At 62.7% G+C, this 22,710-nt stretch carries 24 protein-coding genes; 2 read left to right on the plus strand and 22 right to left on the minus strand.

What is annotated here, in order from left to right; genetic code table 11:
- Window positions 1-180: 180 nt before the first annotated feature.
- The 5 genes from C167_RS0113605 to C167_RS0113625 all read right to left on the minus strand — a co-directional run bounded on the left by C167_RS0113605 (window position 181) and on the right by C167_RS0113625 (window position 2,947).
- Window positions 181-651: an inhibitor of vertebrate lysozyme family protein gene (locus C167_RS0113605; protein WP_017518827.1), complete on the minus strand. Its 471-nt coding sequence runs from the start codon at window positions 649-651 to the stop codon at window positions 181-183.
- Between the two features lie 41 nt (window positions 652-692).
- On the minus strand, window positions 693-854 hold the full coding sequence (locus tag C167_RS33695) for a DUF1328 domain-containing protein (RefSeq protein ID WP_017518828.1): 162 nt from the start codon (window positions 852-854) through the stop codon (window positions 693-695).
- A gap of 162 nt (window positions 855-1,016) precedes the next feature.
- Window positions 1,017-1,340: a hypothetical protein gene (locus C167_RS0113615; protein ID WP_017518829.1), complete on the minus strand. Its 324-nt coding sequence runs from the start codon at window positions 1,338-1,340 to the stop codon at window positions 1,017-1,019.
- A gap of 277 nt (window positions 1,341-1,617) precedes the next feature.
- The gene (locus C167_RS0113620; protein WP_017518830.1) at window positions 1,618-2,052 is read right to left on the minus strand and encodes a PA2169 family four-helix-bundle protein; all 435 of its coding nucleotides are present in this window, start codon (window positions 2,050-2,052) and stop codon (window positions 1,618-1,620) included.
- A gap of 31 nt (window positions 2,053-2,083) precedes the next feature.
- On the minus strand, window positions 2,084-2,947 hold the full coding sequence (locus tag C167_RS0113625) for a BON domain-containing protein (protein WP_017518831.1): 864 nt from the start codon (window positions 2,945-2,947) through the stop codon (window positions 2,084-2,086).
- Window positions 2,948-3,176: 229 nt separating this feature from the next.
- Here C167_RS0113625 and algB point away from each other — a divergent pair, with 229 nt between their 5' ends.
- Together algB and C167_RS0113635 are read left to right on the plus strand one after the other, a co-directional pair.
- Window positions 3,177-4,523 (plus strand): sigma-54-dependent response regulator transcription factor AlgB, encoded by a 1,347-nt coding sequence (gene algB / locus C167_RS0113630; protein ID WP_017518832.1) that lies wholly within the window; start codon window positions 3,177-3,179, stop codon window positions 4,521-4,523.
- On the plus strand, window positions 4,520-6,313 hold the full coding sequence (locus tag C167_RS0113635; RefSeq protein ID WP_017518833.1) for a HAMP domain-containing histidine kinase: 1,794 nt from the start codon (window positions 4,520-4,522) through the stop codon (window positions 6,311-6,313). Before algB ends, C167_RS0113635 begins: the two co-directional genes overlap by 4 nt.
- Here C167_RS0113635 and C167_RS0113640 read toward each other — a convergent pair.
- The 17 genes from C167_RS0113640 to mnmE all read right to left on the minus strand — a co-directional run bounded on the left by C167_RS0113640 (window position 6,310) and on the right by mnmE (window position 22,677).
- Window positions 6,310-7,092, minus strand: coding sequence for an N-acetylmuramoyl-L-alanine amidase (locus tag C167_RS0113640; protein ID WP_017518834.1), 783 nt, complete (start codon window positions 7,090-7,092; stop codon window positions 6,310-6,312). The genes C167_RS0113635 and C167_RS0113640 overlap by 4 nt on opposite strands.
- Before the next feature lie 12 nt (window positions 7,093-7,104).
- On the minus strand, window positions 7,105-7,722 hold the full coding sequence (locus C167_RS0113645; RefSeq protein ID WP_200860155.1) for a MarC family protein: 618 nt from the start codon (window positions 7,720-7,722) through the stop codon (window positions 7,105-7,107).
- 86 nt (window positions 7,723-7,808) lie between these two features.
- On the minus strand, window positions 7,809-9,176 hold the full coding sequence (gene glmU / locus C167_RS0113650; protein ID WP_017518836.1) for a bifunctional UDP-N-acetylglucosamine diphosphorylase/glucosamine-1-phosphate N-acetyltransferase GlmU: 1,368 nt from the start codon (window positions 9,174-9,176) through the stop codon (window positions 7,809-7,811).
- Window positions 9,177-9,287: 111 nt separating this feature from the next.
- The gene (locus C167_RS0113655) at window positions 9,288-9,713 is read right to left on the minus strand and encodes a F0F1 ATP synthase subunit epsilon (RefSeq protein ID WP_017518837.1); all 426 of its coding nucleotides are present in this window, start codon (window positions 9,711-9,713) and stop codon (window positions 9,288-9,290) included.
- 40 nt (window positions 9,714-9,753) lie between these two features.
- A complete protein-coding gene (gene atpD / locus C167_RS0113660; RefSeq protein WP_017518838.1) occupies window positions 9,754-11,130 on the minus strand; it encodes a F0F1 ATP synthase subunit beta in 1,377 nt (458 codons plus the stop codon).
- A gap of 30 nt (window positions 11,131-11,160) precedes the next feature.
- Window positions 11,161-12,021 (minus strand): F0F1 ATP synthase subunit gamma, encoded by an 861-nt coding sequence (gene atpG, locus C167_RS0113665; protein ID WP_017518839.1) that lies wholly within the window; start codon window positions 12,019-12,021, stop codon window positions 11,161-11,163.
- A gap of 52 nt (window positions 12,022-12,073) precedes the next feature.
- Entirely contained in the window at window positions 12,074-13,618 is a 1,545-nt protein-coding gene (atpA, locus tag C167_RS0113670) for a F0F1 ATP synthase subunit alpha (RefSeq protein WP_017518840.1), read from the minus strand.
- Between the two features lie 18 nt (window positions 13,619-13,636).
- Window positions 13,637-14,173: a F0F1 ATP synthase subunit delta gene (locus C167_RS0113675; protein ID WP_017518841.1), complete on the minus strand. Its 537-nt coding sequence runs from the start codon at window positions 14,171-14,173 to the stop codon at window positions 13,637-13,639.
- A 12-nt stretch (window positions 14,174-14,185) separates the two neighbouring features.
- The gene (locus C167_RS0113680; protein WP_017518842.1) at window positions 14,186-14,656 is read right to left on the minus strand and encodes a F0F1 ATP synthase subunit B; all 471 of its coding nucleotides are present in this window, start codon (window positions 14,654-14,656) and stop codon (window positions 14,186-14,188) included.
- Between the two features lie 52 nt (window positions 14,657-14,708).
- A complete protein-coding gene (gene atpE / locus C167_RS0113685; RefSeq protein WP_003457994.1) occupies window positions 14,709-14,966 on the minus strand; it encodes a F0F1 ATP synthase subunit C in 258 nt (85 codons plus the stop codon).
- Window positions 14,967-15,075: 109 nt separating this feature from the next.
- Window positions 15,076-15,945: a F0F1 ATP synthase subunit A gene (gene atpB, locus C167_RS0113690; RefSeq protein ID WP_017518843.1), complete on the minus strand. Its 870-nt coding sequence runs from the start codon at window positions 15,943-15,945 to the stop codon at window positions 15,076-15,078.
- 16 nt (window positions 15,946-15,961) lie between these two features.
- On the minus strand, window positions 15,962-16,369 hold the full coding sequence (locus tag C167_RS0113695) for a F0F1 ATP synthase subunit I (RefSeq protein ID WP_017518844.1): 408 nt from the start codon (window positions 16,367-16,369) through the stop codon (window positions 15,962-15,964).
- Between the two features lie 152 nt (window positions 16,370-16,521).
- Window positions 16,522-17,394 (minus strand): ParB/RepB/Spo0J family partition protein, encoded by an 873-nt coding sequence (locus C167_RS0113700; protein ID WP_017518845.1) that lies wholly within the window; start codon window positions 17,392-17,394, stop codon window positions 16,522-16,524.
- 17 nt (window positions 17,395-17,411) lie between these two features.
- Window positions 17,412-18,200 carry a ParA family protein gene (locus tag C167_RS0113705; protein ID WP_017518846.1) on the minus strand — a complete coding sequence of 263 codons (789 nt, stop codon included), beginning with the start codon at window positions 18,198-18,200 and terminating at the stop codon, window positions 17,412-17,414.
- An 18-nt stretch (window positions 18,201-18,218) separates the two neighbouring features.
- The gene (gene rsmG / locus C167_RS0113710) at window positions 18,219-18,869 is read right to left on the minus strand and encodes a 16S rRNA (guanine(527)-N(7))-methyltransferase RsmG (RefSeq protein ID WP_017518847.1); all 651 of its coding nucleotides are present in this window, start codon (window positions 18,867-18,869) and stop codon (window positions 18,219-18,221) included.
- Window positions 18,869-20,761 (minus strand): tRNA uridine-5-carboxymethylaminomethyl(34) synthesis enzyme MnmG, encoded by a 1,893-nt coding sequence (mnmG, locus tag C167_RS0113715; protein WP_017518848.1) that lies wholly within the window; start codon window positions 20,759-20,761, stop codon window positions 18,869-18,871. Before mnmG ends, rsmG begins: the two co-directional genes overlap by 1 nt.
- Before the next feature lie 548 nt (window positions 20,762-21,309).
- Complete coding sequence (gene mnmE / locus C167_RS0113720) at window positions 21,310-22,677, minus strand: tRNA uridine-5-carboxymethylaminomethyl(34) synthesis GTPase MnmE (protein WP_017518849.1); 1,368 nt, start codon at window positions 22,675-22,677, stop codon at window positions 21,310-21,312.
- Between the last annotated feature and the right edge of the window lie 33 nt (window positions 22,678-22,710).

A 22,710-nucleotide genomic window follows, 5' to 3' on the forward strand; every position in this document is an offset into this window, starting at 1 on the left:
GCGCGAGAATCCCGCGCCGGTTCCGGAGGCTTTGCCTGGCCCGGCCCGCTAGTGCGGAGGTACCCCCTGTACCCCTGGGTCATTCAGGACCTGACGCATCCCGAACATCCCGGCCCCCTGGCCGTGCGTACGCCTTCTGGGTACGCGAATCTCTGAACCTGCCTGCCGCCATGAAGGCGATCAGTACCAGTTCGGATCGCTCTTGAGCTGGTCGTCGAGGATCCTTTTCACCGAATCGTTCGGCTCGCCCAGCCAGCGGAAGCTGGCGTGCTTGCTCGGCGATTTGTCCGCAGGAAGGTTTTCAGGAACCTTCACATACAGTGCGTAGGCCTTGTCCTTGTCCCAGGTGAAGGCCACATACAGCCTCTGCGCAGCGCAGTTGTGCTGCTCGCACAACTGGCCCACCAGGTATTTGTCGCCCTGCTCGTCCACCGCCTGCATCGGCGTCGCGGTGCCGCTGAGGTTCATGACCCAGTCCGGCAGACGGCTCTCGTCCTTGACTACCGATTGCCAGGTGTCTCGGTACTGCTCGTCGCTGGCGATCAGCTCGTTGAGGCGGTACTGCGCGTCCTTGTCCGCCTCGGCGGCCAGGGCCTGGGCCCCGGCGCCGAGCAGAAGGGCCGACAGCAGCAGATTGCGGGTAAAGCTCATCGCTACGCTCCTTGTTCCACTTTCAGCCGGTTTTCAGGGCATCAACCTCGGCGACGGCCCATGAAGAACGACACGATGAACAGCACCAGGAAGATCACGAAAAGGATCTTGGCAATACTGGTGGCGGCGCCGGCGATACCACCGAAGCCCAGGACCGCGGCGATGATGGCGATGATCAGGAATGTCAGTGCCCAGCTAAGCATGGGGTCTCTCCTCTTCTCGTTGTCGGTTTGGCACCGCTTTCGGGTACCTGCTCCGGAGCGGTCGCAAGGCAGCCTCCGGATAACTTGTCCGCCCGGGCGCTTCCGGGCGCTTCCGGGCACTGCGGACATATCGGGCACGCCATTGGCGCGCCAGCGATCGGGTCAGAACACCCAGCCACTCTGGGTCCGCCCCATCGGCTGAACCTGGTCCTGGGCCTGGGCCTGGGCCTGCGGGGCTTGCAATACCTGAGTCTGGTTGTGAGCGGGGGCGGTCTGTGGATAACGCGAAGCTTCGCGATACAGACCGGGCGCGCTGGAGGCCGTCGGGACATAGGCCACCGGTGCGCTGGCAGCCTTCGCCTGGGATACCTGCATCTGCAGCTGCACCTGGTTGATCAGCAACAGCAGCAGGGCGCCAGCGAAGAAAATCCGGCTCCACACATCGATACGCGCGACTGGCACTTGGCTGTTGGTTCCGCTGTTCATCCCGTTTCTCCTGCCCGTCGCCGGCCTGTTTGTCGAACCTGGGACCCGTCCTCCGGTCCTTTCAGGTTCTTCGCCACCGCGGGTGGTTCGTTGACTGTCTGGCAGTAGGAATTGCACGGCGCATGCCAGTCTTTTAAATCGATTTTTTCCTTATAAATCAAATATTTAAATATGGTACTCAAGTCCCTTTGTGCCGCATCCTGCACGATGGGTCCACCAAGGTCGTGCGTTTTGCAATTTCGGCTCCGGGCACCTCCCTGTGCCTTTGTGAAGCGCATCACTCCAGCGAATGCTTGAGCTGGCTCATTTCGTCGTGGCAGGCCCTCACCTTGGGCAACTCGGCGCGCAGCAGCGCCTGGGTCTGCGGCGTACCGTTCTGCAGGGCATCCTCGAACGCATGCAGAATCCGATCCTCGGTCTCCTCGAGTTGGGTGACGTAACTCGCAGCCTCGTCACTGGCCAATGTTGCGCGGGTATCGGCGTAGACCTGGCGCAGCCTGCCCAGCAAGGTGCCGCCGGCGGCAGGGTCTTCGTGGTTGGCCGCCACCTCTCCGGCCAAGGCGTTGATGACATCGGTCTTGGCCTGCGCCATCGACTGGAATAGCCGCTGCAGGCGGGCATCCTTCACTTCCTGGATCGCATGCTGGTAGAAGCGCTGGCCATCGCGGGTGATCTCGATGAGTTCATTGAGCTGACTGGTGGTGCGGGTCATGACAGGTTCTCCTGTAAAGCAAGGGTGGGAGTCAGGCGGCCTGGCCGGCCACCTTCAAGGCGGTGGCGTCCACATCACGCACGCCCCGGGTCTTGCGAGCCGAATCGATCAATTGCTGGCGCTCGTCGGCGCTGGGTACCTGGCCCCTGAGCGTGACCACGCCGTCGCGGGTCGACACGCCAATGGAAAGCCCGCCCAGCGCATGGGCCGAAAGAATGTCGGCCTTGATCTGGCTGGTGATCCAGGCATCGCTGACGGCGGCCTGGGCATCGCCGACGGATTTTTCGAAACGCTGGGTCGAGGTGGCATCAGGGTCGACCTTCAACCGGTTGTCCACCGAGCTGACGCCCTCGGTCTGCGCCGCCAGGTGTGCAGCCTGCTGGCTGGCCGCGTCGCTGACCACGGTACCATCCAGGGTGACGGCGCCCGCCCGGCTGGTGACCTTGATATCCAGGCCTTCACCGCGCTTCTCCAGCAGCAGCTTGGATTTCACCCGGGCGGCCAACGTGGCGTCGTCCCACTGCTGTACCGCGCCTTCCTGCCTGGAGGAATCAGCCTTCTGCGCATCGGCCAGGGCAGCGTCGACGCCGAGCTGGTTATCCACAGCGTTGATGCCTTCGACGCTCCCGGCGATCTGCCCGGCCAGCGCCTTCTGTTCCTCGCTGGCCACCGCGCCGGTGAGCTGCGCTCGTCCACTCTCGACATCCACCTTGATGGTGAAAGGCTTGAGTTCACGGTTGAGATTGAGGGCCGTCCAGATGGAGCCTTCCTGGCGCGCCTCGGCCAGTTGGGCCGCCAGACCAGCCTCGGCGGCGTGGCTGGCGATCGGTTGCAGGACGAACAAAGCGGAACTCAGAGCGAGGGCAAGGATCTTGGGATTGGGCGACATGGACATGGCGGTCTCCGTCAAACGATGGTGCAAGATTGGATCCGCAAGCCGCGTGCCAGTGCCTTTTGTGGATAAAATTCCTGTAATTCAATGTGTTGGATGACCTGTGCATAACCTGAACCTGTGCACCCTGCCCGAGGGCACAGAAAGATTCTTGCAACTTGCACGAAAAACCCTGGACTAAGAAAAATCGCACCCTTTACAACAACGAATCACACAACGAGGAAATCGCTGAATGGACGCAACGCCTGAACAGCAAGGCCGCATCCTGCTGGTCGATGACGAGTCCGCCATCCTGCGCTCGTTCCGCTATTGCCTGGAGGACGAGGGCTACAGCGTCGCCACCGCCAGTAGCGCGCAGCAGGCAGAGAACCTGCTGCAGCGCCAGGTCTTCGACCTGTGCTTCCTGGACCTGCGCCTGGGCGACGACAACGGCCTGGACGTGCTGGCGCAGATGCGCGTGCAGGCACCCTGGATGCGCGTGGTGATAGTCACCGCGCATTCCGCCGTGGACACCGCGGTTGACGCTATGCAGGCCGGCGCCGCCGACTATCTGGTAAAACCCTGCAGTCCCGACCAGTTGCGCCTGGCCGCCGCCAAACAACTCGAGGTGCGCCAGCTCACCGCGCGCATCGAGGCGCTCGAAGGAGAAATGCGCAAGCAGGGTGATGTGCTGGAATCCCACAGCCCGGCCATGGCCGCCGTGCTGGAAACAGCCCGCCAGGTGGCGGCCACCGACGCCAACATCCTCATCCTGGGCGAATCGGGCTCCGGCAAGGGCGAGCTCGCACGGGCCATCCATGGCTGGAGCAAGCGCGCAAAAAAATCCTGCGTGACCATCAACTGCCCTTCGCTATCCGCCGAACTGATGGAGAGCGAGCTGTTCGGCCACAGCCGCGGTGCGTTCACCGGCGCGACGGAGAACACCCTCGGGCGCATCAGCCAAGCAGACGGCGGGACGTTATTCCTCGATGAAATCGGCGATTTTCCCATCACGTTGCAACCAAAGTTGCTGCGCTTTATCCAGGACAAGGAATACGAGCGCATCGGCGACCCGGTGACCCGCAACGCGGATGTGCGAATCCTCGCGGCCACCAATCGCGATCTGGCCGGGATGGTCGCCCAGGGGACGTTCCGTGAGGACCTGCTCTACCGCCTGAACGTGATCGTGCTCAACCTGCCTCCGCTGCGCGAGCGCGCAGAGGACATCATCGGCCTGGCCGAACGCTTCCTCGCCCGTTTCGTGAAGGACTATGGACGCCCGGCCCGAGGATTTACCGATGAGGCGCGTGCCCTGCTGCGTCGCTACAACTGGCCGGGCAACGTGCGCGAACTGCGAAACGTGATCGAACGTGCAAGCATCATCTGCAACCATGAGCTTATCGGCGTGGAACAACTGGCGATTGGCGAACAGACGACCAGCTCAGCTCCGCGCATTGGCGAAGCCATGAGCCTGGAGGAGCTGGAAAAAGCCCACATCGCTGCGGTGATGGCCTCCAGCGCCACCCTTGACCAGGCGGCCAAGACCCTGGGGATCGACGCCTCCACGCTGTATCGCAAGCGCAAGCAGTACAGCCTGTGAAACTGCCGATTCCGATGACGCTGCGGACCCGGCTCTTCGTGAGCATCTCGGCGCTCATCACGGTAGCGTTGCTGGGCCTGCTGCTCGGGCTGTTCAGCGTGATGCTGACCGCCCGCGAACAGGCTCAGCTGATCCAGCGCAACTTCGCTGCCATTGAGGTCAGCCAGCACTTGCGCCAGGCGCTGGGCGACGAACTGGTCCAGGTCCTCAGCGCGCGCCCGAGCCCGGAACATCTGGAAGCGGCACGCCTGCATTTCGCACAGGCCCTGGAACGCGGCCGACTGTTGGCGCACAACGGCCGCCAGCGGCTGGCCATGAGCGAGATCGCCGACGCGCACCGGCTGTTCGTCGAGGCCACCGAAACCCCCGGTCCCGGCCGCCCGGAGCTGCTGGCGGACAGCGACCTGAGCCGCACCCTCGACGACTTGCGCAGCCGCCTGCAGGCCCTGCATCAAGACGCTATCGACAGGATCAGCGAGGACGATCGCGCTTCCCGTGACCGGGTCCTGCTGGTCACCGGCCTGCTCAGCTTGATCGGCATCGCCATCCTGGTGGTCGGCTTCATCACCGCGCACAGCATCGCACGCCGCTTCGGCGCCCCCATCGAGACGCTGGCCAAGGCTGCCGACAAGATTGGCCAGGGCGACTTTGACGTCACCCTGCCGGTGTCCGGCGTCGCCGAGATGTCCTCCCTGAGCCGCCGCTTCGGCCTGATGGCGGAGGCCTTGCGCCTCTATCGCGCCAGCAACACCGAGGCGCTGGGTTCGGGTCGCAAGCGCCTGCTGGCGGTGCTAGACAGCATCGACGACGGCCTGGTGATCCTCGATCGCCACGGCCGCATCGAGCACGCCAACCCCGTCGCCACGCGCCAACTGTTCGCGCAAAGCGACCCGCAGGGCCAGGAACTGGGCGCGCTGTTGCAGAATCCGGCGCTGACCCAGGCGGTACAGCGGGTCCTGAGCGGCAACCTGCTGGAGGAAACGCCCCAGGACCTGGTCGTGGACGTCAGCGGCGAAAGCCGGCTGCTGACCTGGGGCATGTCGCCGGTCAGCCATGACGATGGGCGCAATATAGGCGCGGTGATGGTGGTGCGCGACGTCACCGAGCAACGCGCTTTCGAACGCGTACGTAACGATTTCGTCCTTCGCGCCTCCCATGAGCTGCGCACCCCCATGACCGGCATGCACATGGCCTTCGGGCTGCTCGCCGAGCGCCTGAAGTTCCCCGAGGAATCACGCGAGCGCGACCTGGTGCGTACGGTCGATGAGGAGATGCACCGCCTGGTGCGGTTGATCAACGATCTGTTGAATTTCTCGCGCTACCAGAGCGGCACCCAGAAGCTGGAACTGCAGCTGTGCGACGTCGGCGGACTGTTGACCCAGGCGCACCATCGCTTTGTCGGTCAAGCCACGGACAAGCATATCGAGCTGGGCCTGGAGATCGCCGAGGGTCTGCCGCCGATCAATATCGACCGCACGCAGATCGAACGAGTACTGGACAACCTGATCGGCAACGCCCTGCGTCATACGCCTGAAGGCGGCACCATCCGTCTTCAGGCGCGCTGCCAGGAAGAGCGCGTGGCGATCGCCGTAGAGGACAGCGGCGACGGTATCCCGCTCAGCCAGCAGGGACGCATCTTCGAACCCTTCGTGCAGGTAGGCCGCAAGAAAGGCGGGGTCGGACTTGGCCTGGCGCTATGTCGGGAAATCGTGCAACTGCACGGCGGACGCATCGCGCTGCGTTCGCAACAAGGCAAGGGCTCGCGCTTCTACCTGTTGCTGCCGGTCTAGGAAGTCGGTACAGCCAACAGCAGTGCGGCGGTTTCGAGGTCCGGCTCGCCATCGAAACGCTCCGGGCGGAAGCGCATCTGGAACGCCGCGATTACGTTGCGGGTTTCCGCGTCCATCACCCCATTGAGCGGCACCGCATAACCGTGGCGCGCCAGCTGCTGCTGGAACCAGCCCGGAGCCGGCAACTGGCCGTTCAACTCGGTCAGGCGACGCGCCAGCTCACCCGGTTTCGGCCAGGGGATCAGGCCGGCTTCGGCGAGCTTCTTCCAGGGAAACAGCGGGCCTGGATCGACCTTGCGCTGCGGGGCGATATCGCTGTGGCCGAGGATGTGTTCCGGGGTGATGCCCTGGCGCCGGGTGATGTCCTTGAGCAGGGCGATGAGCGCATCGATCTGCGCATCCGGATAGGGATACCAGATCTTCCCGCTGGGGGTATCGCGATAGCCGGGGTTCACCAGCTCAATGCCGATGGAAGTGGAGTTGAGCCAGGTGCGCCCCTGCCATTCGCTGGCGCCGGCGTGCCAGGCGCGGCGGTTCTCGTCCACCAACTGGTAGATGGTCGCCGGGTCATCACCGATCAGGTAGTGCGCACTCACCTCGCCATGGGTCAGCAGCGCCAGAGAGCGCGGCAGATCGGCCGACGTGTAGTGGACGATAACGTACTGAATGCGGCTGTCCTGGTTCCTCGACACGTGTTCGCGATCGATCTGCAGACCCTTGTCGGCGCAGCCGGCGAGCAAGGTGGCGAGGAAGGCGAAGGTCAGGGCACGCAACATCATGGCGGTCTCGAATCAGGCAGCGATGTGCAGGAAGCTGCGCACGTTCTGCAGGAGCATGTTCACGCTGAGCATGATCAGCAGCATGCCGGCCAGACGTTCCACGGCCATCAGCCCTCGCGGACCGAGGAAGCGCTGGAGGAAGGCCGCCTGCATGAGGATGAAGGCGGTGGCCGCCCAGGCGAGGATCACCGCCAGGTACAGCTCCCACAACGGACCAGTGTAGGTGCTGCGCAAGGTGATCAGCATCGCCAGCGCGGAGGGCCCGGCCACTGCGGGAGTGGCCAGCGGCACGAACAGCGGCTCATTGTCCGGCATGTCGCCCAGCACTCCCTGGGGCGTGGGGAAGATCAGGCGCATGGCAACCACGAACAGGATGATGCCGCCGGCGATGCCGGTGGCTTCCTTGGACAGCCCAAGCCCGGTGAGGATGTGCTCGCCCAGGGTGAGGAACAGCAGCAGTAGACCGAGGGCGAACAGCAGCTCGCGCAGCGCCACTTTCAGACGGCGTTCGGCGGGAACGGACTTGAGAGCCGCGAGAAATACCGCAATGTTGCCGAACGGGTCGGTGATCAGAAAGATCAGGATGGCGACGCCAAGCATGTCCGGGAAGACTCCAGCAAAACCAGCCATTCCGCGGTTGGCGGGATGGCCTGTGTATAACGATAGGGGGATCGCCCTGTGGCCGGGTTCTTATCCACAGGGGAGCGGCAGCTGCATCAGGGTTTCTTGATTTTTTCCGGACGCTTCCAGCCTTCGATCACCCGCTGCTTGGCGCGACCAACACCGAGGGTGCCGGCCGGAACCTCGGCGGTGATGGTCGAGCCCGCGCCAGTCGTGGCTCCGGTGCCGATATCCACAGGCGCCACCAGCGAATTGTTGGAGCCGATGAAGACATCTTCACCAATGGTGGTGCGCCACTTGTTCGCGCCATCGTAATTGCAGGTGATGGTGCCGGCGCCGATGTTGGTGCGTGCACCCACTTCACTGTCGCCCAGGTAGGTCAGGTGGCCGACCTTCACGCCGTCCTGCAGATGGGCGTTTTTGAGTTCGACGAAGTTACCCACATGCACCTTGCGCTCCAGCACGCTACCCGGACGCAGGCGAGCGAAGGGGCCGACATCGCTGTCCGGGCCGACGTGGGCGCCTTCCAGGTGCGAGTTGGCCTTGATGATGGCGCCGCGACGCAGGGTGGAGTCCTTGATGAAGCAGTTCGGGCCGATCTGCACGTCGTCCTCGATCTCCACCTGGCCTTCGAGGATCACGTTGATGTCGATGCTGACGTCGCGTCCGACGCTGACTTCACCGCGCACATCGAAGCGCGCCGGATCGATCAAGGTCACGCCCTGGGCCATCAGGCGACGGGCCACTCGCTGCTGGAAGAAGCGCTCCAGCTCGGAGAGCTGCAGGCGATCATTGGCGCCCTGGGTCTCCATCGCCACCTGGGGTTGTGCAGTGGCCACGCGCAGACCGTCGCCGACCGCCATGGCAATGACGTCGGTGAGGTAGTACTCCCCCTGGGCGTTGGAGTTGGAAAGTCGCGACAGCCAACCCAGCAGGCGCTCGCGGGGCGCGGCGAGAATACCGGTGTTGCCTTCCTGAATAGCGCGTTGCTCGGGGGTAGCGTCCTTCTGCTCGACGATGGCCCTAACCTCGCCGCTGGCATCCCGGATAATGCGGCCGTAGCCGGTCGGATCCTCCAGCTTGACGGTGAGCAGCGCCAGCTGTTGCGGCGTGGCCTGAGCCATCAGGCGCTCCAGGGTCGGCTGCTCGATCAGCGGGACGTCCCCATACAGGATCAGCACGTTGTCGGCGCTCAGGAACGGAGCCGCCTGCGCCACGGCGTGGCCGGTGCCCAGCTGCTGTTCCTGGATCACGAAATTCAGGTCATCCGCCTGCAGGCGCTCGCGCACCAGGTCGGCACCATGACCAATCACCACATGGATACGCGACGGACTGAGGCCGCGGGCGGTGTCGATCACGTGGGCAAGCATCGGTTTGCCAGCAACCGGGTGCAGAACTTTCGGCAAGGCAGAACGCATGCGGGTGCCCTGGCCAGCAGCAAGAATGACGATTTCGAGGGACATGAGTGAGGGACCGTCCTGGTGAGCGGGAAAAGACCAAGTGTATAAAAAGAAAAAGGGTAGCCAAGGCTACCCTTTTCCCATTTGTCGCTGAAGTCCGAAGGACCTCGCGGCTCAGCCGCCGTACTTCTTGCGAACCTGCTGGACCGTGCGCAGTTGCGCTGCGGCTTCGGCCAGGCGGGCTGCGGCGGAGCTGTAGTCGAACTCTGCACCTTTACCTTGCAGAGCCTTCTCAGCTTCCTTCAGTGCGGTCTGGGCAGCCGCTTCGTCGAGGTCGCCTGCACGAATCACGGTGTCGGCGAGAACCTTGACCATGTTCGGCTGTACTTCGAGGAAGCCGCCGGAGATGTAGTACACCTCCTGCTCGCCACCCTGCTTCACCAGGCGGATCGGACCCGGCTTGAGCTCAGTGATCAGCGGCGCGTGGCCCGGAGCGATACCCAGATCGCCCAGGGAGCCGTGCGCTACGACCAGCTCGACCAGACCGGAGAAGATCTCCGCTTCGGCGCTGACGATGTCGCAGTGGACAGTAATAGCCATACCCTTGCCTCACGTAAGCGCCCGTTGCCGGGCGCACGGATTACAGCTTCTTCGCTTTCTCGATGGCTTCTTCGATGCCGCCGACCATGTAGAACGCCTGCTCGGGCAGGTGGTCGTAGTCGCCGTTGAGGATGCCTTTGAAGCCAGCGATGGTGTCCTTCAGGGAGACGTATTTGCCCGGCGAGCCGGTGAATACTTCAGCCACGAAGAACGGCTGGGACAGGAAGCGCTGGATCTTACGAGCACGGGCCACCAGCAGCTTGTCGGCTTCGGACAGTTCGTCCATGCCGAGGATCGCGATGATGTCCTTCAGCTCCTTGTAGCGCTGCAGAACGTACTGCACGCCACGAGCGGTGTCGTAGTGATCCTGGCCGATGACCAGCGGGTCCAGCTGACGGGAAGTCGAGTCCAGCGGATCAACGGCCGGGTAGATACCCAGCGAGGCGATGTCACGGGACAGAACGACAGTGGCGTCCAGGTGGGCGAAGGTGGTCGCCGGGCTCGGGTCGGTCAGGTCGTCCGCGGGAACGTATACGGCCTGGATCGAGGTGATCGAGCCTTTCTTGGTGGAGGTGATGCGCTCCTGCAGAACGCCCATCTCTTCGGCCAGGGTCGGCTGGTAACCTACTGCGGAAGGCATACGGCCCAGCAGTGCGGATACTTCGGTACCGGCGAGGGTGTAACGGTAGATGTTGTCGATGAACAGCAGTACGTCACGGCCTTCGTCACGGAACTTCTCGGCCATGGTCAGGCCGGTCAGTGCAACGCGCAGACGGTTGCCCGGCGGCTCGTTCATCTGGCCGTAAACCAGGGCTACCTTGTCCAGTACGCCGGAATCCTTCATCTCGTGGTAGAAGTCGTTACCCTCACGAGTACGCTCGCCCACGCCCGCGAACACAGAGTAACCACTGTGCTCCATGGCGATGTTACGGATCAGTTCCATCATGTTTACGGTCTTGCCGACACCGGCACCACCGAACAGACCGACTTTACCGCCCTTGGCGAACGGGCAGACCAGGTCGATTACCTTGATGCCGGTTTCCAGCAGGTCGTTGCCGCCAGCCTGGTCAGCGTAGGACGGAGCGTCGCGGTGAATACCCCAGCGCTCTTCTTCGCCGATGGGGCCGGCTTCGTCGATCGGATTGCCCAGCACGTCCATGATACGGCCCAGGGTCTTGGTACCGACCGGGACGGAGATGGCTGCGCCGGTGCTTTCCACGTTCAGGCCACGCTTGAGGCCTTCGGTGGAACCCATCGCAATGGAACGAACCACGCCGTCGCCCAGCTGCTGCTGAACTTCCAGGGTGGTTTCGACGCCCTGAACTTTCAGGGCCTCGTAGATGCTCGGCACGGCATCGCGCGGGAATTCCACGTCGATCACGGCGCCGATGATTTGAACGATACGTCCGCTACTCATGTCTGGTTCCTCTGAATTTTGAACCTGTTCTTACACCGCGGCAGCGCCGCCGACGATTTCCGAGATTTCCTGGGTGATCGCCGCCTGACGTGCCTTGTTGTAGATCAGTTGCAGACCACTGATCAGATCACCGGCGTTGTCGGTAGCGTTCTTCATTGCAATCATCCGGGCCGCCTGCTCACAGGCGTTGTTCTCAACCACGGCCTGGTACACCTGGGATTCCACGTAGCGCACCAGCAGACCGTCGAGGAGGGCCTTGGCGTCGGGTTCGTAGAGGTAGTCCCAGTGGTGCTTCAGCTCGGCATTGTCCTCGGCCACCAGCGGAATCAGCTGTTCCACGGTCGGCTTCTGGGTCATGGTGTTGACGAACTTGTTGGAAACCACGTACAGGCGATCGATACGACCTTCCAGGTAGGCATCCAGCATGACCTTGACGCTGCCGATCAGATCGTTGATCGACGGCTCTTCGCCCAGGTGGCTGATAGCTGCAACCACGTTGCCGCCATAGCTCTTGAAGAAGGATGCACCCTTGGAGCCGATCACGCAGAGGTCGATCTCCGCGCCACGATCGCGCTGCCCGCTCATGTCCTTGACGAGCGCCTTGAACAGGTTGATGTTCAGGCCGCCAGCCAGGCCACGGTCGGAGCTCACCACGATGTAGCCGACGCGCTTGACTTCACGCTCGACCATGAACGGGTGACGGTATTCCGGGTTGGCGTTGGCCAGATGGCCGATCACCTGGCGAATGCGCTCCGCGTAGGGACGGCCGGCCGCCATGCGCATTTGTGCCTTGCGCATCTTGCTCACCGCCACCTTTTCCATGGCATTGGTGATTTTTTGCGTGCTTTTGATGCTCGCAATCTTGCTGCGAATCTCTTTTGCGCCTGCCATTTCACACCTATCGGTTTAGCAGGCGGGGGCCATTAACGACCCCCGCTGCGGCTTACCAGGTTTGGGTGGCCTTGAACTTCTCGATGCCGGCCTTGATGCCCGCGTCGATTTCGTCGTTGAAGTCACCCTTCTCGTTGATCTTCGCCAGCAGAGCGGCGTTCTCACGTTGGAAGTAGGCGATCAACGCTTGTTCGAAGGCGCCCACCTTGGCGATCTCGACGTCCTGCAGGAAGCCACGCTCGGCGGCATACAGGGACAGCGACATCTCGGCGATGGACATCGGCGCGTATTGCTTCTGCTTCATCAGCTCGGTAACGCGCTGACCATGTTCCAGCTGCTTGCGGGTCGCATCGTCCAGGTCCGAGGCGAACTGGGCGAAGGCCGCCAGTTCACGGTACTGGGCCAGCGCGGTACGGATGCCGCCGGACAGCTTCTTGATGATCTTGGTCTGGGCCGCGCCGCCGACACGGGATACCGAGATACCGGCGTTGACGGCCGGACGGATACCCGAGTTGAACATGGCGGATTCGAGGAAGATCTGACCGTCGGTGATGGAGATCACGTTGGTCGGAACGAACGCGGAAACGTCGCCAGCCTGGGTTTCGATGATCGGCAGGGCGGTCAGGGACCCGGTCTTGCCTTTCACTTCGCCGTTGGTGAACTTCTCGACATACTCTTCGGAAACGCGGGAAGCGCGCTCCAGCAGACGGCTGTGGAGATAGAACACGTCGCCCGGGTATGCTTCGCGGCCCGGCGGACGGCGCAGCAGCAGGGAGATCTGGCGGTAGGCTACGGCCTGCTTGGACAGGTCGTCGTACACGATCAGGGCGTCTTCACCGCGGTCGCGGAAGTATTCGCCCATGGTGCAACCGGAGTACGGAGCCAGGTATTGCAGAGCGGCGGATTCCGAAGCGCTGGCAACCACCACGATGGTGTTGGCCAGGGCGCCGTTTTCTTCCAGCTTGCGGACGACGTTGGCGATGGTCGATTGCTTCTGACCGATGGCAACGTAGACGCAGCGGATGCCGCTGTTCTTCTGGTTGATGATGGCGTCGATGGCCAGAGCGGTTTTACCGATCTGACGGTCACCGATGATCAGCTCGCGCTGGCCACGGCCAACCGGGATCATGGCGTCGACCGACTTGTAGCCGGTCTGCACCGGCTGGTCTACCGACTTACGCCAGATCACGCCCGGTGCCACTTTCTCGACGGCGTCGGTCAGCTTGGCATCGATCGGGCCTTTGCCATCGATCGGGTTACCCAGGGCGTCGACAACGCGACCCAGCAGTTCCGGACCAACCGGTACTTCCAGGATGCGGCCGGTGCACTTGGCGTTCATGCCTTCTTTGAGGTCCTGGTATTCACCCAGTACCACAGCACCGACGGAGTCTTGCTCCAGGTTCAGCGCCATACCGTAGACGCCGCCCGGGAATTCGATCATCTCGCCGTACATGACGTCGGCCAGACCGAAGATGCGCACGATGCCGTCGGAAACACTGACGATGGTGCCTTCGTTGCGCGCTTGCGAGGCGACGTCGAGTTTCTCGATGCGCCCCTTGATGATTTCACTAATTTCGGAAGGATTGAGTTGCTGCATGCCGCTGCCCCTTCAAACTCAAGATTTCAACGCTTCGGCCAGTTTCGCGATTTTGCCGCGCACCGAGCCATCGATTACCAAGTCACCGGCGCGAATAACCACGCCGCCGATCAGGCTCGCGTCTTCCGACGCATGTAGTCGCACTTCGCGACTGAGCCGGGCGCTGAGAGCCTTGGCGAGTTTGTCCTGCTGTTCCTGGTCCAGGGCGAAGGCACTGGTGACCTCGACCTCGACCAGCTTTTCCTGCTCGGCCTTGAGTTGCTCGAACATCACGAAGATGGTCGGCAGCAGGTCGAGCCGCTTGTTTTCAGCCACAGTCCGGACGAAGTTCTGGGCCGGAGCATTGAGCTTGTCGCCACACACGTCGATCAGCGCGTCAGCCTTGGCTGCCGCGGTCAGCTGGGGCTCCTTGAGCAGCTGGCGCACGGTGTCGTCCCGCGACACTGCAGCCAGCACACCCAGCGCAGCGGACCAGTCGGCCAGTTGCTGATGAGCCTGGGCGTACTCGAAAGCCGCCTTCGCGTATGGACGAGCCAATGTGGTCAGTTCTGCCATATCGCCCTCTGCTTAGATCTCGGCGGCCAGTTGATCAACCAGCTGCTTTTGCGCGTTGGCATCGATCGAAGCACCCAGGATCTTCTCGGCGCCGGAGACAGCCAGGGCACCCACTTGGGCACGCAGGGCGTCCTTGACGCTGTTGAGTTCCTGTTCGATCTGGGCCTTGGCCTGGGCGATCATGCGATCACCTTCGGCACGAGCCTGATCACGGGCTTCGTCAACGATCTGGTTAGCGCTCTTCTTCGCCTGCTCGATGATTTCGGCTGCCTGAGCCTTGGCTTCGCGCAGTTGCTGACCCGCTTTCTCGTGGGCCAGTTCCAGGTCACGAGCCGCGCGGTTGGCAGCGTCCAGGCCGTCGGCGATCTTCTTCTGACGCTCGTGCAGAGCCGCGATGACCGGAGGCCATACGAACTTCATGCAGAACAGGACGAAGATGGCGAACGCGATGGCCTGGCCGATCAGAGTTGCATTAATGTTCACGCCAATACCTCGCTCGTTCGTTGTTCAGTCACAGATTTCCGCGCTGCGGAAATTACTGGGCAACCTGAGCAATGAACGGGTTAGCGAAGGTGAAGAACAGAGCGATACCAACGCCGATCATGGTCACGGCGTCGAGCAGGCCGGCGACGATGAACATTTTGACCTGCAGCATCGGAACCATTTCCGGCTGGCGAGCAGCGCCTTCCAGGAACTTGCCGCCCAGCAGGCCGAAGCCGATGGCAGTACCCAGAGCGCCCAGACCGATCAGCAGAGCAACGGCGATAGCAGTGAGTCCAACTACAGTTTCCATTTTTCCTCCCGACTTTTTTGTCGTGTTGGTTAAAGGTGAAGCAAGTTAAGGTGGTGAAGCTCTTCTTACGCCCACTCCCGCAGGGGAGTGGGCGCATAGAATCTTGGGATCAGTGGCTGTCTTCGTGGGCCATCGACAGGTAGACGATGGTCAGCATCATGAAGATGAAGGCCTGCAGGGTGATGATCAGGATGTGGAACACGGCCCACGCCCAGTTCAGCACAACACCCATGCCGCCCAGCCAGAGAATGCCGGAACCGAACATCACGGCGATCAGGATGAAGATCAGCTCGCCGGCGTACATGTTGCCGAACAGACGCAGTGCCAGGGATACCGGCTTGGCGATCAGGGTCACGAACTCCAGCAGGAAGTTCACGGGGATCAGGATGATCTGAACCACCATGTTGCTGCTGTGGAACGGGTGCAGGGTCAGTTCGCCGAGGAAGCCGCCGATGCCCTTGACCTTGATGCTGTAGAAGATGATCAGCGCGAAGACCGCGATCGACATGCCGAAGGTGGCGTTCGGATCGGTGGTGGCCACGGCGCGGAAGAACAGGTGCTCGTTGCCGGTGACGGCCTGGGCCGCGAGCGGCAGGAAGTCCACGGGCACCAGGTCGATCAGGTTCATCAGGAAGATCCAGACGAACACGGTCAGCGCCAGCGGTGCGATGAGCGGGTTACGGCCGTGGAAGGTGTCCTTCACGCTGCCGTCGACGAACTCCACGAGAACTTCGACGAAGTTCTGCAGGCCGCCGGGTTGACCGCTGGTGGCCTTCTTGGCTGCCATGCGGAAGATAAGGATGAACACCAGGCCGAGGAATACGGACCAGCCCAGGGTATCAACGTGGAATGCCCAGAAGCCCATTTCCTTGGCTTGTTCGGCGGTGTGGGCGAACCCCCAGGAACCATCCGGCAGACGACCCAGGGTCAGGTTCTGCAAGTGGTGCTGGATGTAACCCGAAGCGCTTTCTGCTGCCATGTTTGCCTCAATCGCTCTAAGGTCTTGTAAATGTGTTTCGCATCAGCAGGGGTGCAAACCAGCTGACCGCGAGGGTCAGCAGGTAGAGGCCGAACAGCGCCAGGGGCGCCAGCGGCTTCACACCTGCAAACGCCAGTGCGAAGAGCACTGCCGTCAAAATCAGTTTTCCCGCCTCACCGGCATAAAAGGACCGGACTATCAGCTGGGCAGAACGCGCGCCGCTGTAGCGGAACGCCTTGCGAGCAAAGTACAGATTCGGCAACCACGCAATCAGGCCTCCGAGTAATCCCGAATAGCCAGCGACCGATCCCTGGGCAAACCACAGGGTTGCTGCACCGATAAGCAGCACCACCAGTTGGACGAGCAACAGGCGAAACGCCGGTTGACGATGGAAGGGCAAACGATTGGGCTTGCGGGGTTCCATCTCGAGCTCACAGTCCTCTGGTGTCGGCTTCACAAATCAACAACTTGGCATACTTTGTGCCGACAAAATTGCGCGCAGAGTATAGGGGGCGCCGCATACCCATTCAACCGTCAGGTAGTGATTTCCGACGACCCCTACATGCTACGTTCGTATCAGCGTATGTGGGCGAGGACGCCCTGGAGCTCATCGAGGGAGTTGTAGCGGATTACCAACTGGCCCTTGCCCTTCTGCCCATGGCGAATCTGCACCGGAGCGCCCAGGCGCTCGGCCAGGCGCTGTTCCAGGCGACTGATGTCCGGGTCGGTCCTGACCGCTTTGACAGGATCCTCGGGGGCATTGAGCCACTGGCGCACCAGTGCTTCAGTCTGACGCACCGTGAAGCCCCGTGCGACAACATGTCGCGCACCTTCGACCTGCCGATTCTCGGGCAATCCGAGCAGCGCACGGGCATGACCCATTTCCAGGTCGCCATGCGAAAGCAGCGTCTTGATCTCGTCCGGCAGGGCGATCAGGCGCAGCAGGTTGGCCACGGTCACCCGGGATTTGCCCACGGCGTCGGCGACCTGTTGCTGGGTCAGCTGGAATTCCTGCTGCAGACGCTGCAGCGCGGCGGCTTCCTCGATGGGGTTGAGGTCCTCGCGCTGGATGTTCTCGATCAGCGCCATGGCGATGGCGGCTTCGTCCGGCACTTCGCGGACCATGGCCGGAATCTTGTCCAGGCCGGCCTGCTGGCTCGCGCGCCAGCGGCGCTCGCCGGCAATGATCTCGTAGCGGCCCTTGTCGATCGGGCGTACCACGATCGGCTGCATCACGCCCTGGGCCTTGATGGACTGGGCGAGCTCTTCCAGGGCCTGCGGGTCCATGTCGCGGCGGGGCTGGTACTTGCCGCGCTGGATCAGGTCCAGCGGCAGGTGTTGCAGCTCCCTGCTGTCCACCTGAACGGCTTCTTCCTGCAGCGTAGCGGCGCTGGAGCCACTGAGCAGGGCGTCCAGCCCGCGTCCGAGACCTCGTTTCTTGGCGGCCATGCGGGTTCCTTAATCTCTTAGGCGGGGGCGGTGGTACGGGCGGCGCGCTGACGGCGCGCCAGCTCGCCGGCCAGCGCCAGGTAGGCGAGGGCACCGCGCGATTGCTTGTCGTAGACCAGCGCCGGCATGCCGAAGCTGGGCGCCTCGGCCAGTCGCACGTTGCGCGGGATCACGGTGGTGTAGAGCTTGTCGCCGAAGTGTTCCTGCAGCTGCGCGCTGACGTCGTTGGTCAGGCTGATGCGTGGGTCGTACATGGTGCGCAGCAGGCCTTCGATCTTCAGCGCCGGGTTCAGCCTCTCGGCAATGCGCTGGATGCTGTTCATCAGGTCGGTCAAACCTTCCAGTGCGTAGTACTCGCACTGCATCGGGATGATCACGCCGTCCGAAGCGGACAGGGCGTTGACCGTCAGCATCGACAGCGACGGCGGGCAGTCGATCAGGATGAAGTCATAGTTCTCGCGGATCGGCGCCAGCGCGTGGCGCAGGCGGTGCTCCTTCATGTCCATCTCCAGCAGCACCACTTCCGCCGCGGTGAGGTCGCGGTTGGCGGGCAACAGCTGGTAGCCGCCGTGCTCGGAGAACTGCATGGCCTGGGCCAGGTCGCATTCACCGGTGAGTACGTCGTAGATGGAATGGTCCAGGGACAACTTATCCACACCGCTGCCGGTGGTGGCGTTGCCCTGTGGATCAAGGTCGATCAGCAGCACGCGGCGCTTGGTGGCGACCAGCGATGCCGCGAGGTTGATACAGGTCGTGGTCTTGCCGACGCCGCCCTTCTGGTTGGCGATCGCGAATACCTTAGCCATGGTTTTCCCCACTCCCCGTCATGCAGTGCGGCGCAGTATCAGCAGATGGCGCTGGCCTTGGCAACCCGGCACCGCCAGAGCGCGTTCGGCTTCGACGCGGAAATCTTCCGGAAGTGCCGCGAGCTCGTCGCTGGGGTGTACGCCTTTCATGGCCAGCCAGTTGGTCTGGGTGTCGCCCAGGTGGCGTGTCCAATTCGTGAAGTCTTCGAGGCTGCTGAAGGCCCGGGAGACGATGCCGTTGAACGCTTGCTCCGGCTGGAACGCCTCCACCCGACTGTGGATAACCTGAAGGTTGTCGAGCTTGAGTTCCAGCTTCACCTGGGTGAGGAAGCGGGTCTTCTTGCCGTTGCTGTCCAGCAGAGTCAGCGATTTGCCGGGAAACAGGATGGCCAGTGGAACACCGGGCATTCCGCCGCCGCTACCCACGTCCAGCCAGCGCTCGCCGCCAGCGGCTTCGAACTGCGGGACGATGCTCAGGCTGTCGAGCAGGTGGCGCGAGACCATTTCATCCACATCGCGCACGGCGGTGAGGTTGTAGGCCTTGTTCCACTTGGCAAGCAGGGCCAGGTAGTCCAGCAGTCGCCGCTGGGCGGCATCGTCGATATCCAGGCCGAGTGTCTGGATGCCACGCCGGAGTTCTTCGGCGTGACGCGCAGTAACCAGGGACATCAGGCACTTTGCTCCAGTTGACGGCCGGACGAGCGTTTCTTCAGGTGGATCAGCAGCAGGGAGATTGCCGCTGGGGTCACGCCCGGGATGCGTCCCGCCTGGCCGAGGGTTTCCGGCCGGGCGTTGCCGAGCTTGAGCTGGATTTCCTTCGACAGCCCGGAAATCGACTGGTAGTCGATATCCACAGGCAGGCGGGTGCCTTCGCTGGCCCGCAGGCGCGCGATCTCTTCCTGCTGGCGATCGATGTAGCCGGCGTACTTGGTGCGGATTTCGACCTGCTCGGCGACCTGCGGATCTTCAGCGCCAGCGCCGGTCACTTCGGCCAGGCTGACATAGTCGATTTCCGGGCGCGCCAGCAGATTCAGCAGGTTGTATTCGTGAGCCAGCGGAGTGCCGAAGCGCTGGGCAATCGCATCGCCCTGCGGCGTGTTGGGGCGAACCCAGGTGTTCTTCAGGCGCTGTTCTTCCCGTTCGATGCCTTCGCGCTTGGCTTCGAAGACTGCCCAGCGCTCGTCGTCGATCAGGCCCAGTTCGCGGCCTTTCTCGGTGAGGCGCAGGTCGGCGTTGTCCTCGCGCAGGATCAGCCGGTATTCGGCGCGCGAGGTGAACATGCGGTACGGCTCCTGGGTGCCGAGGGTGATCAGGTCGTCGACCAGTACGCCGATGTAGGCCTCGTCGCGACGCGGACACCAGCTTTCGCGGCCCTGCGAACGCAGTGCAGCGTTGGCGCCGGCGAGCAGCCCCTGGGCACCGGCTTCTTCGTAACCGGTGGTGCCGTTGATCTGGCCGGCGAAGAACAGGCCGCCGATGACCTTGGTCTCCAGGCTGTACTTCAGGTCACGCGGGTCGAAGTAGTCGTACTCGATGGCGTAGCCGGGGCGAACGATGTGGGCGTTCTCCATGCCGCGGATCGAGCGGACGATGTCCAGCTGCACATCGAAGGGCAGCGAGGTGGAGATGCCGTTCGGGTACAGCTCATGGGTGGTCAGGCCTTCGGGTTCAAGGAAGACCTGGTGGCTGTCCTTGTCGGCGAAGCGATGGATCTTGTCTTCGATGGACGGGCAGTAGCGCGGGCCGACCCCTTCGATCACACCCGAATACATGGGCGACCGATCGAGGTTGGACGCGATGATCTCGTGGGTCCGCGTGTTGGTGTGGGTGATCCAGCAACTGACCTGGCGTGGATGCATTTCCTTGGAACCGAGGAAAGACATCACCGGGATTGGCGTATCGCCCGGCTGCTCGGTCATCACGCTGAAATCGACACTGCGGCCGTCGATCCGCGGCGGTGTGCCGGTCTTCAGGCGGCCGACACGCAGCGGCAGTTCACGCAGGCGGCGAGCCAGGGCGATCGAGGGCGGATCCCCGGCACGGCCGCCAGAGTAGTTCTCCAGGCCGATGTGGATAAGTCCGCCGAGGAAGGTGCCGGCGGTCAGTACGACGTTATCGGCGTGGAATTTCAGGCCCATCTGGGTCACTACGCCGCGCACCTGATCCTGTTCGACGATCAGGTCATCGCAGGCTTGCTGGAATATCCACAGATTCGCCTGGTTCTCCAGGATCTCGCGCACGGCGGCCTTGTAGAGAACGCGGTCTGCCTGGGCGCGCGTTGCGCGCACTGCCGGGCCTTTGCGGCTGTTCAACACGCGGAACTGGATGCCGCCTTTATCGGTGGCCAGTGCCATGGCACCGCCCAGCGCATCGATTTCCTTTACCAGATGGCTTTTGCCGATCCCACCGATGGCGGGGTTGCAGCTCATCTGGCCAATGGTTTCCACATTGTGGGTGAGCAGCAGCGTCTTCACGCCCATGCGTGCAGCCGCTAGCGCGGCCTCTGTGCCGGCATGGCCGCCGCCGATCACGATCACGTCAAAACGGGAAGGGAAATCCACCACGCACCTCGTGCCTGTTGATCAAGGAGAAAGAAGAGAGCCGGACAGTATAGGGGTTAAGGGCTTTCGATTGAAGGCACCTGAACAAAAAATAGCCAGTGGGCGTGGTGGGCCTCTATAGAAAATAAAAAGAGAGGAATTTTTTAAATCTTTTTAGAGCTTGTGTTTATGTATGGTGAAGCCGTTTTCTGTGGATAAGCAGTCGTAGGCCTTACCCAGTCTGGATTTCAGCGCCTAACAACCCTGTGTCGATGCTGTACGGTGCCGGGGGATCTCCCGTGTCCAGCTTGTGGATGAAGTGCCAACTTATCAACAGGGAGAATTATCCACTGTCTGGTGCAGGGTTTGTTAAGGTGGCTGTACGTAACTTTTCCACAGAGTTCACGGATGCCTGTGAAAACAGCTTCTGCTTCGCTAAAGCTCCCGAAAGACGGGGGTTCTGGACAAAAAATGGTTGTGGATAGCTGCACCTGGGGAGGTTTTTCCGGGCAGCAGAAAGCGCGGTGACGGCATGAAACCGTCCCCGGTAGGAAAAGCGCAGTTGTGGATTACTTGCCGATGCAGAAGCTGGAGAAGATGCGTCCCAGCAGGTCGTCCGGCGTGAAGGCCCCGGTGATCTCGCCCAGGGCTTGCTGCGCCTGACGCAGGTCTTCGGCCAGCAGTTCGCCGGCGCCGCTCAGAGTGAGCTGTGCGCGGCCGTGCTCGAGGCTGTCTCCGGCCTGGCGCAGGGCCTCGAGGTGCCGGCGGCGGGCGCTGAAGCTGCTCTCCGCCGTCTGTTCGAAGCCCATGCAGGCCTTCAGGTGCTCTCTCAGCAGCTCCAAGCCATTGCCCGAGCGGGCGGACAGGGTGATGGTGGCGTGGCCATCCGCGCTCTCCTCAAGTCCTATGCTCTCTGTGGATAAATCCGCCTTGTTACGGATCAGGGTCACATGTGCCGGGTCCGGACGGCTGTCGAGGAACTCCGGCCACAGGGCAAAGGGATCGCTGGCTTCCGGTGCGGTGGAGTCCACTACCAGGAGAACCCGGTCGGCCTCGTTGATGGCCTTGAGCGCGCGTTCCACGCCGATCTTTTCCACATGGTCATCGGTACTGCGCAGGCCGGCGGTATCGATGATATGCAGCGGCATTCCGTCGATGTGGATATGTTCGCGCAGCACATCGCGGGTGGTGCCGGCGATGTCGGTGACGATGGCTGCTTCACGCCCCGCCAGGGCATTCAGCAGGCTGGATTTGCCGGCGTTGGGGCGACCGGCGATGACCACGGTCATGCCGTCGCGCAGCAGCGCACCCTGGCCTGCCTCGCGCAATACCGATGCCAGTTCGGCGCGCACCGCATCCAGTTGCGAAAGAACGTGGCCGTCGGCGAGGAAGTCGATTTCTTCCTCGGGGAAGTCGATCGCGGCCTCGACGTACATGCGTAGTCCGATCAACTGGTCGGTCAGGCTGTGCACCCGTTTGGAGAACTCGCCCTGCAGCGAACGCACGGCGTTGCGTGCGGCCTGGGCGGAGCTGGCTTCGATCAGATCGGCGATGGCCTCGGCCTGGGCGAGGTCAAGCTTGTCGTTTAGGAAGGCGCGCTCGCTGAACTCGCCGGGGCGGGCCTGGCGCGCGCCCAGCTCCAGGCAGCGCTGCAGCAGCATGTCCATCACCACCGGGCCGCCATGGCCCTGCAGCTCGAGGACGTCTTCGCCGGTGAAGGAGTTCGGGCCGGGAAAGTACAGCAGCAGGCCTTCGTCGATGACGTCGCCGTCATCGGCGTGGAATGGCCCGTAGTGGGCATAGCGAGGTTGAGGCTCCCGGCCGCTCAGCGTAATGGCCATGGCGCGCGCACGGGGACCTGAGACGCGGACAATGCCCACCCCACCACGGCCCTGGGCGGTGGCGACGGCGGCGATGGTTTCACGGGCTGCATTCATGTCGGCGGTCTCGCGGTGGTTGGCGTGGCTTGC

Source organism: Pseudomonas nitroreducens TX1, assembly GCF_000313755.1.
In the GTDB taxonomy this organism is placed as follows: Bacteria; Pseudomonadota; Gammaproteobacteria; order Pseudomonadales; family Pseudomonadaceae; genus Pseudomonas; species Pseudomonas nitroreducens_A.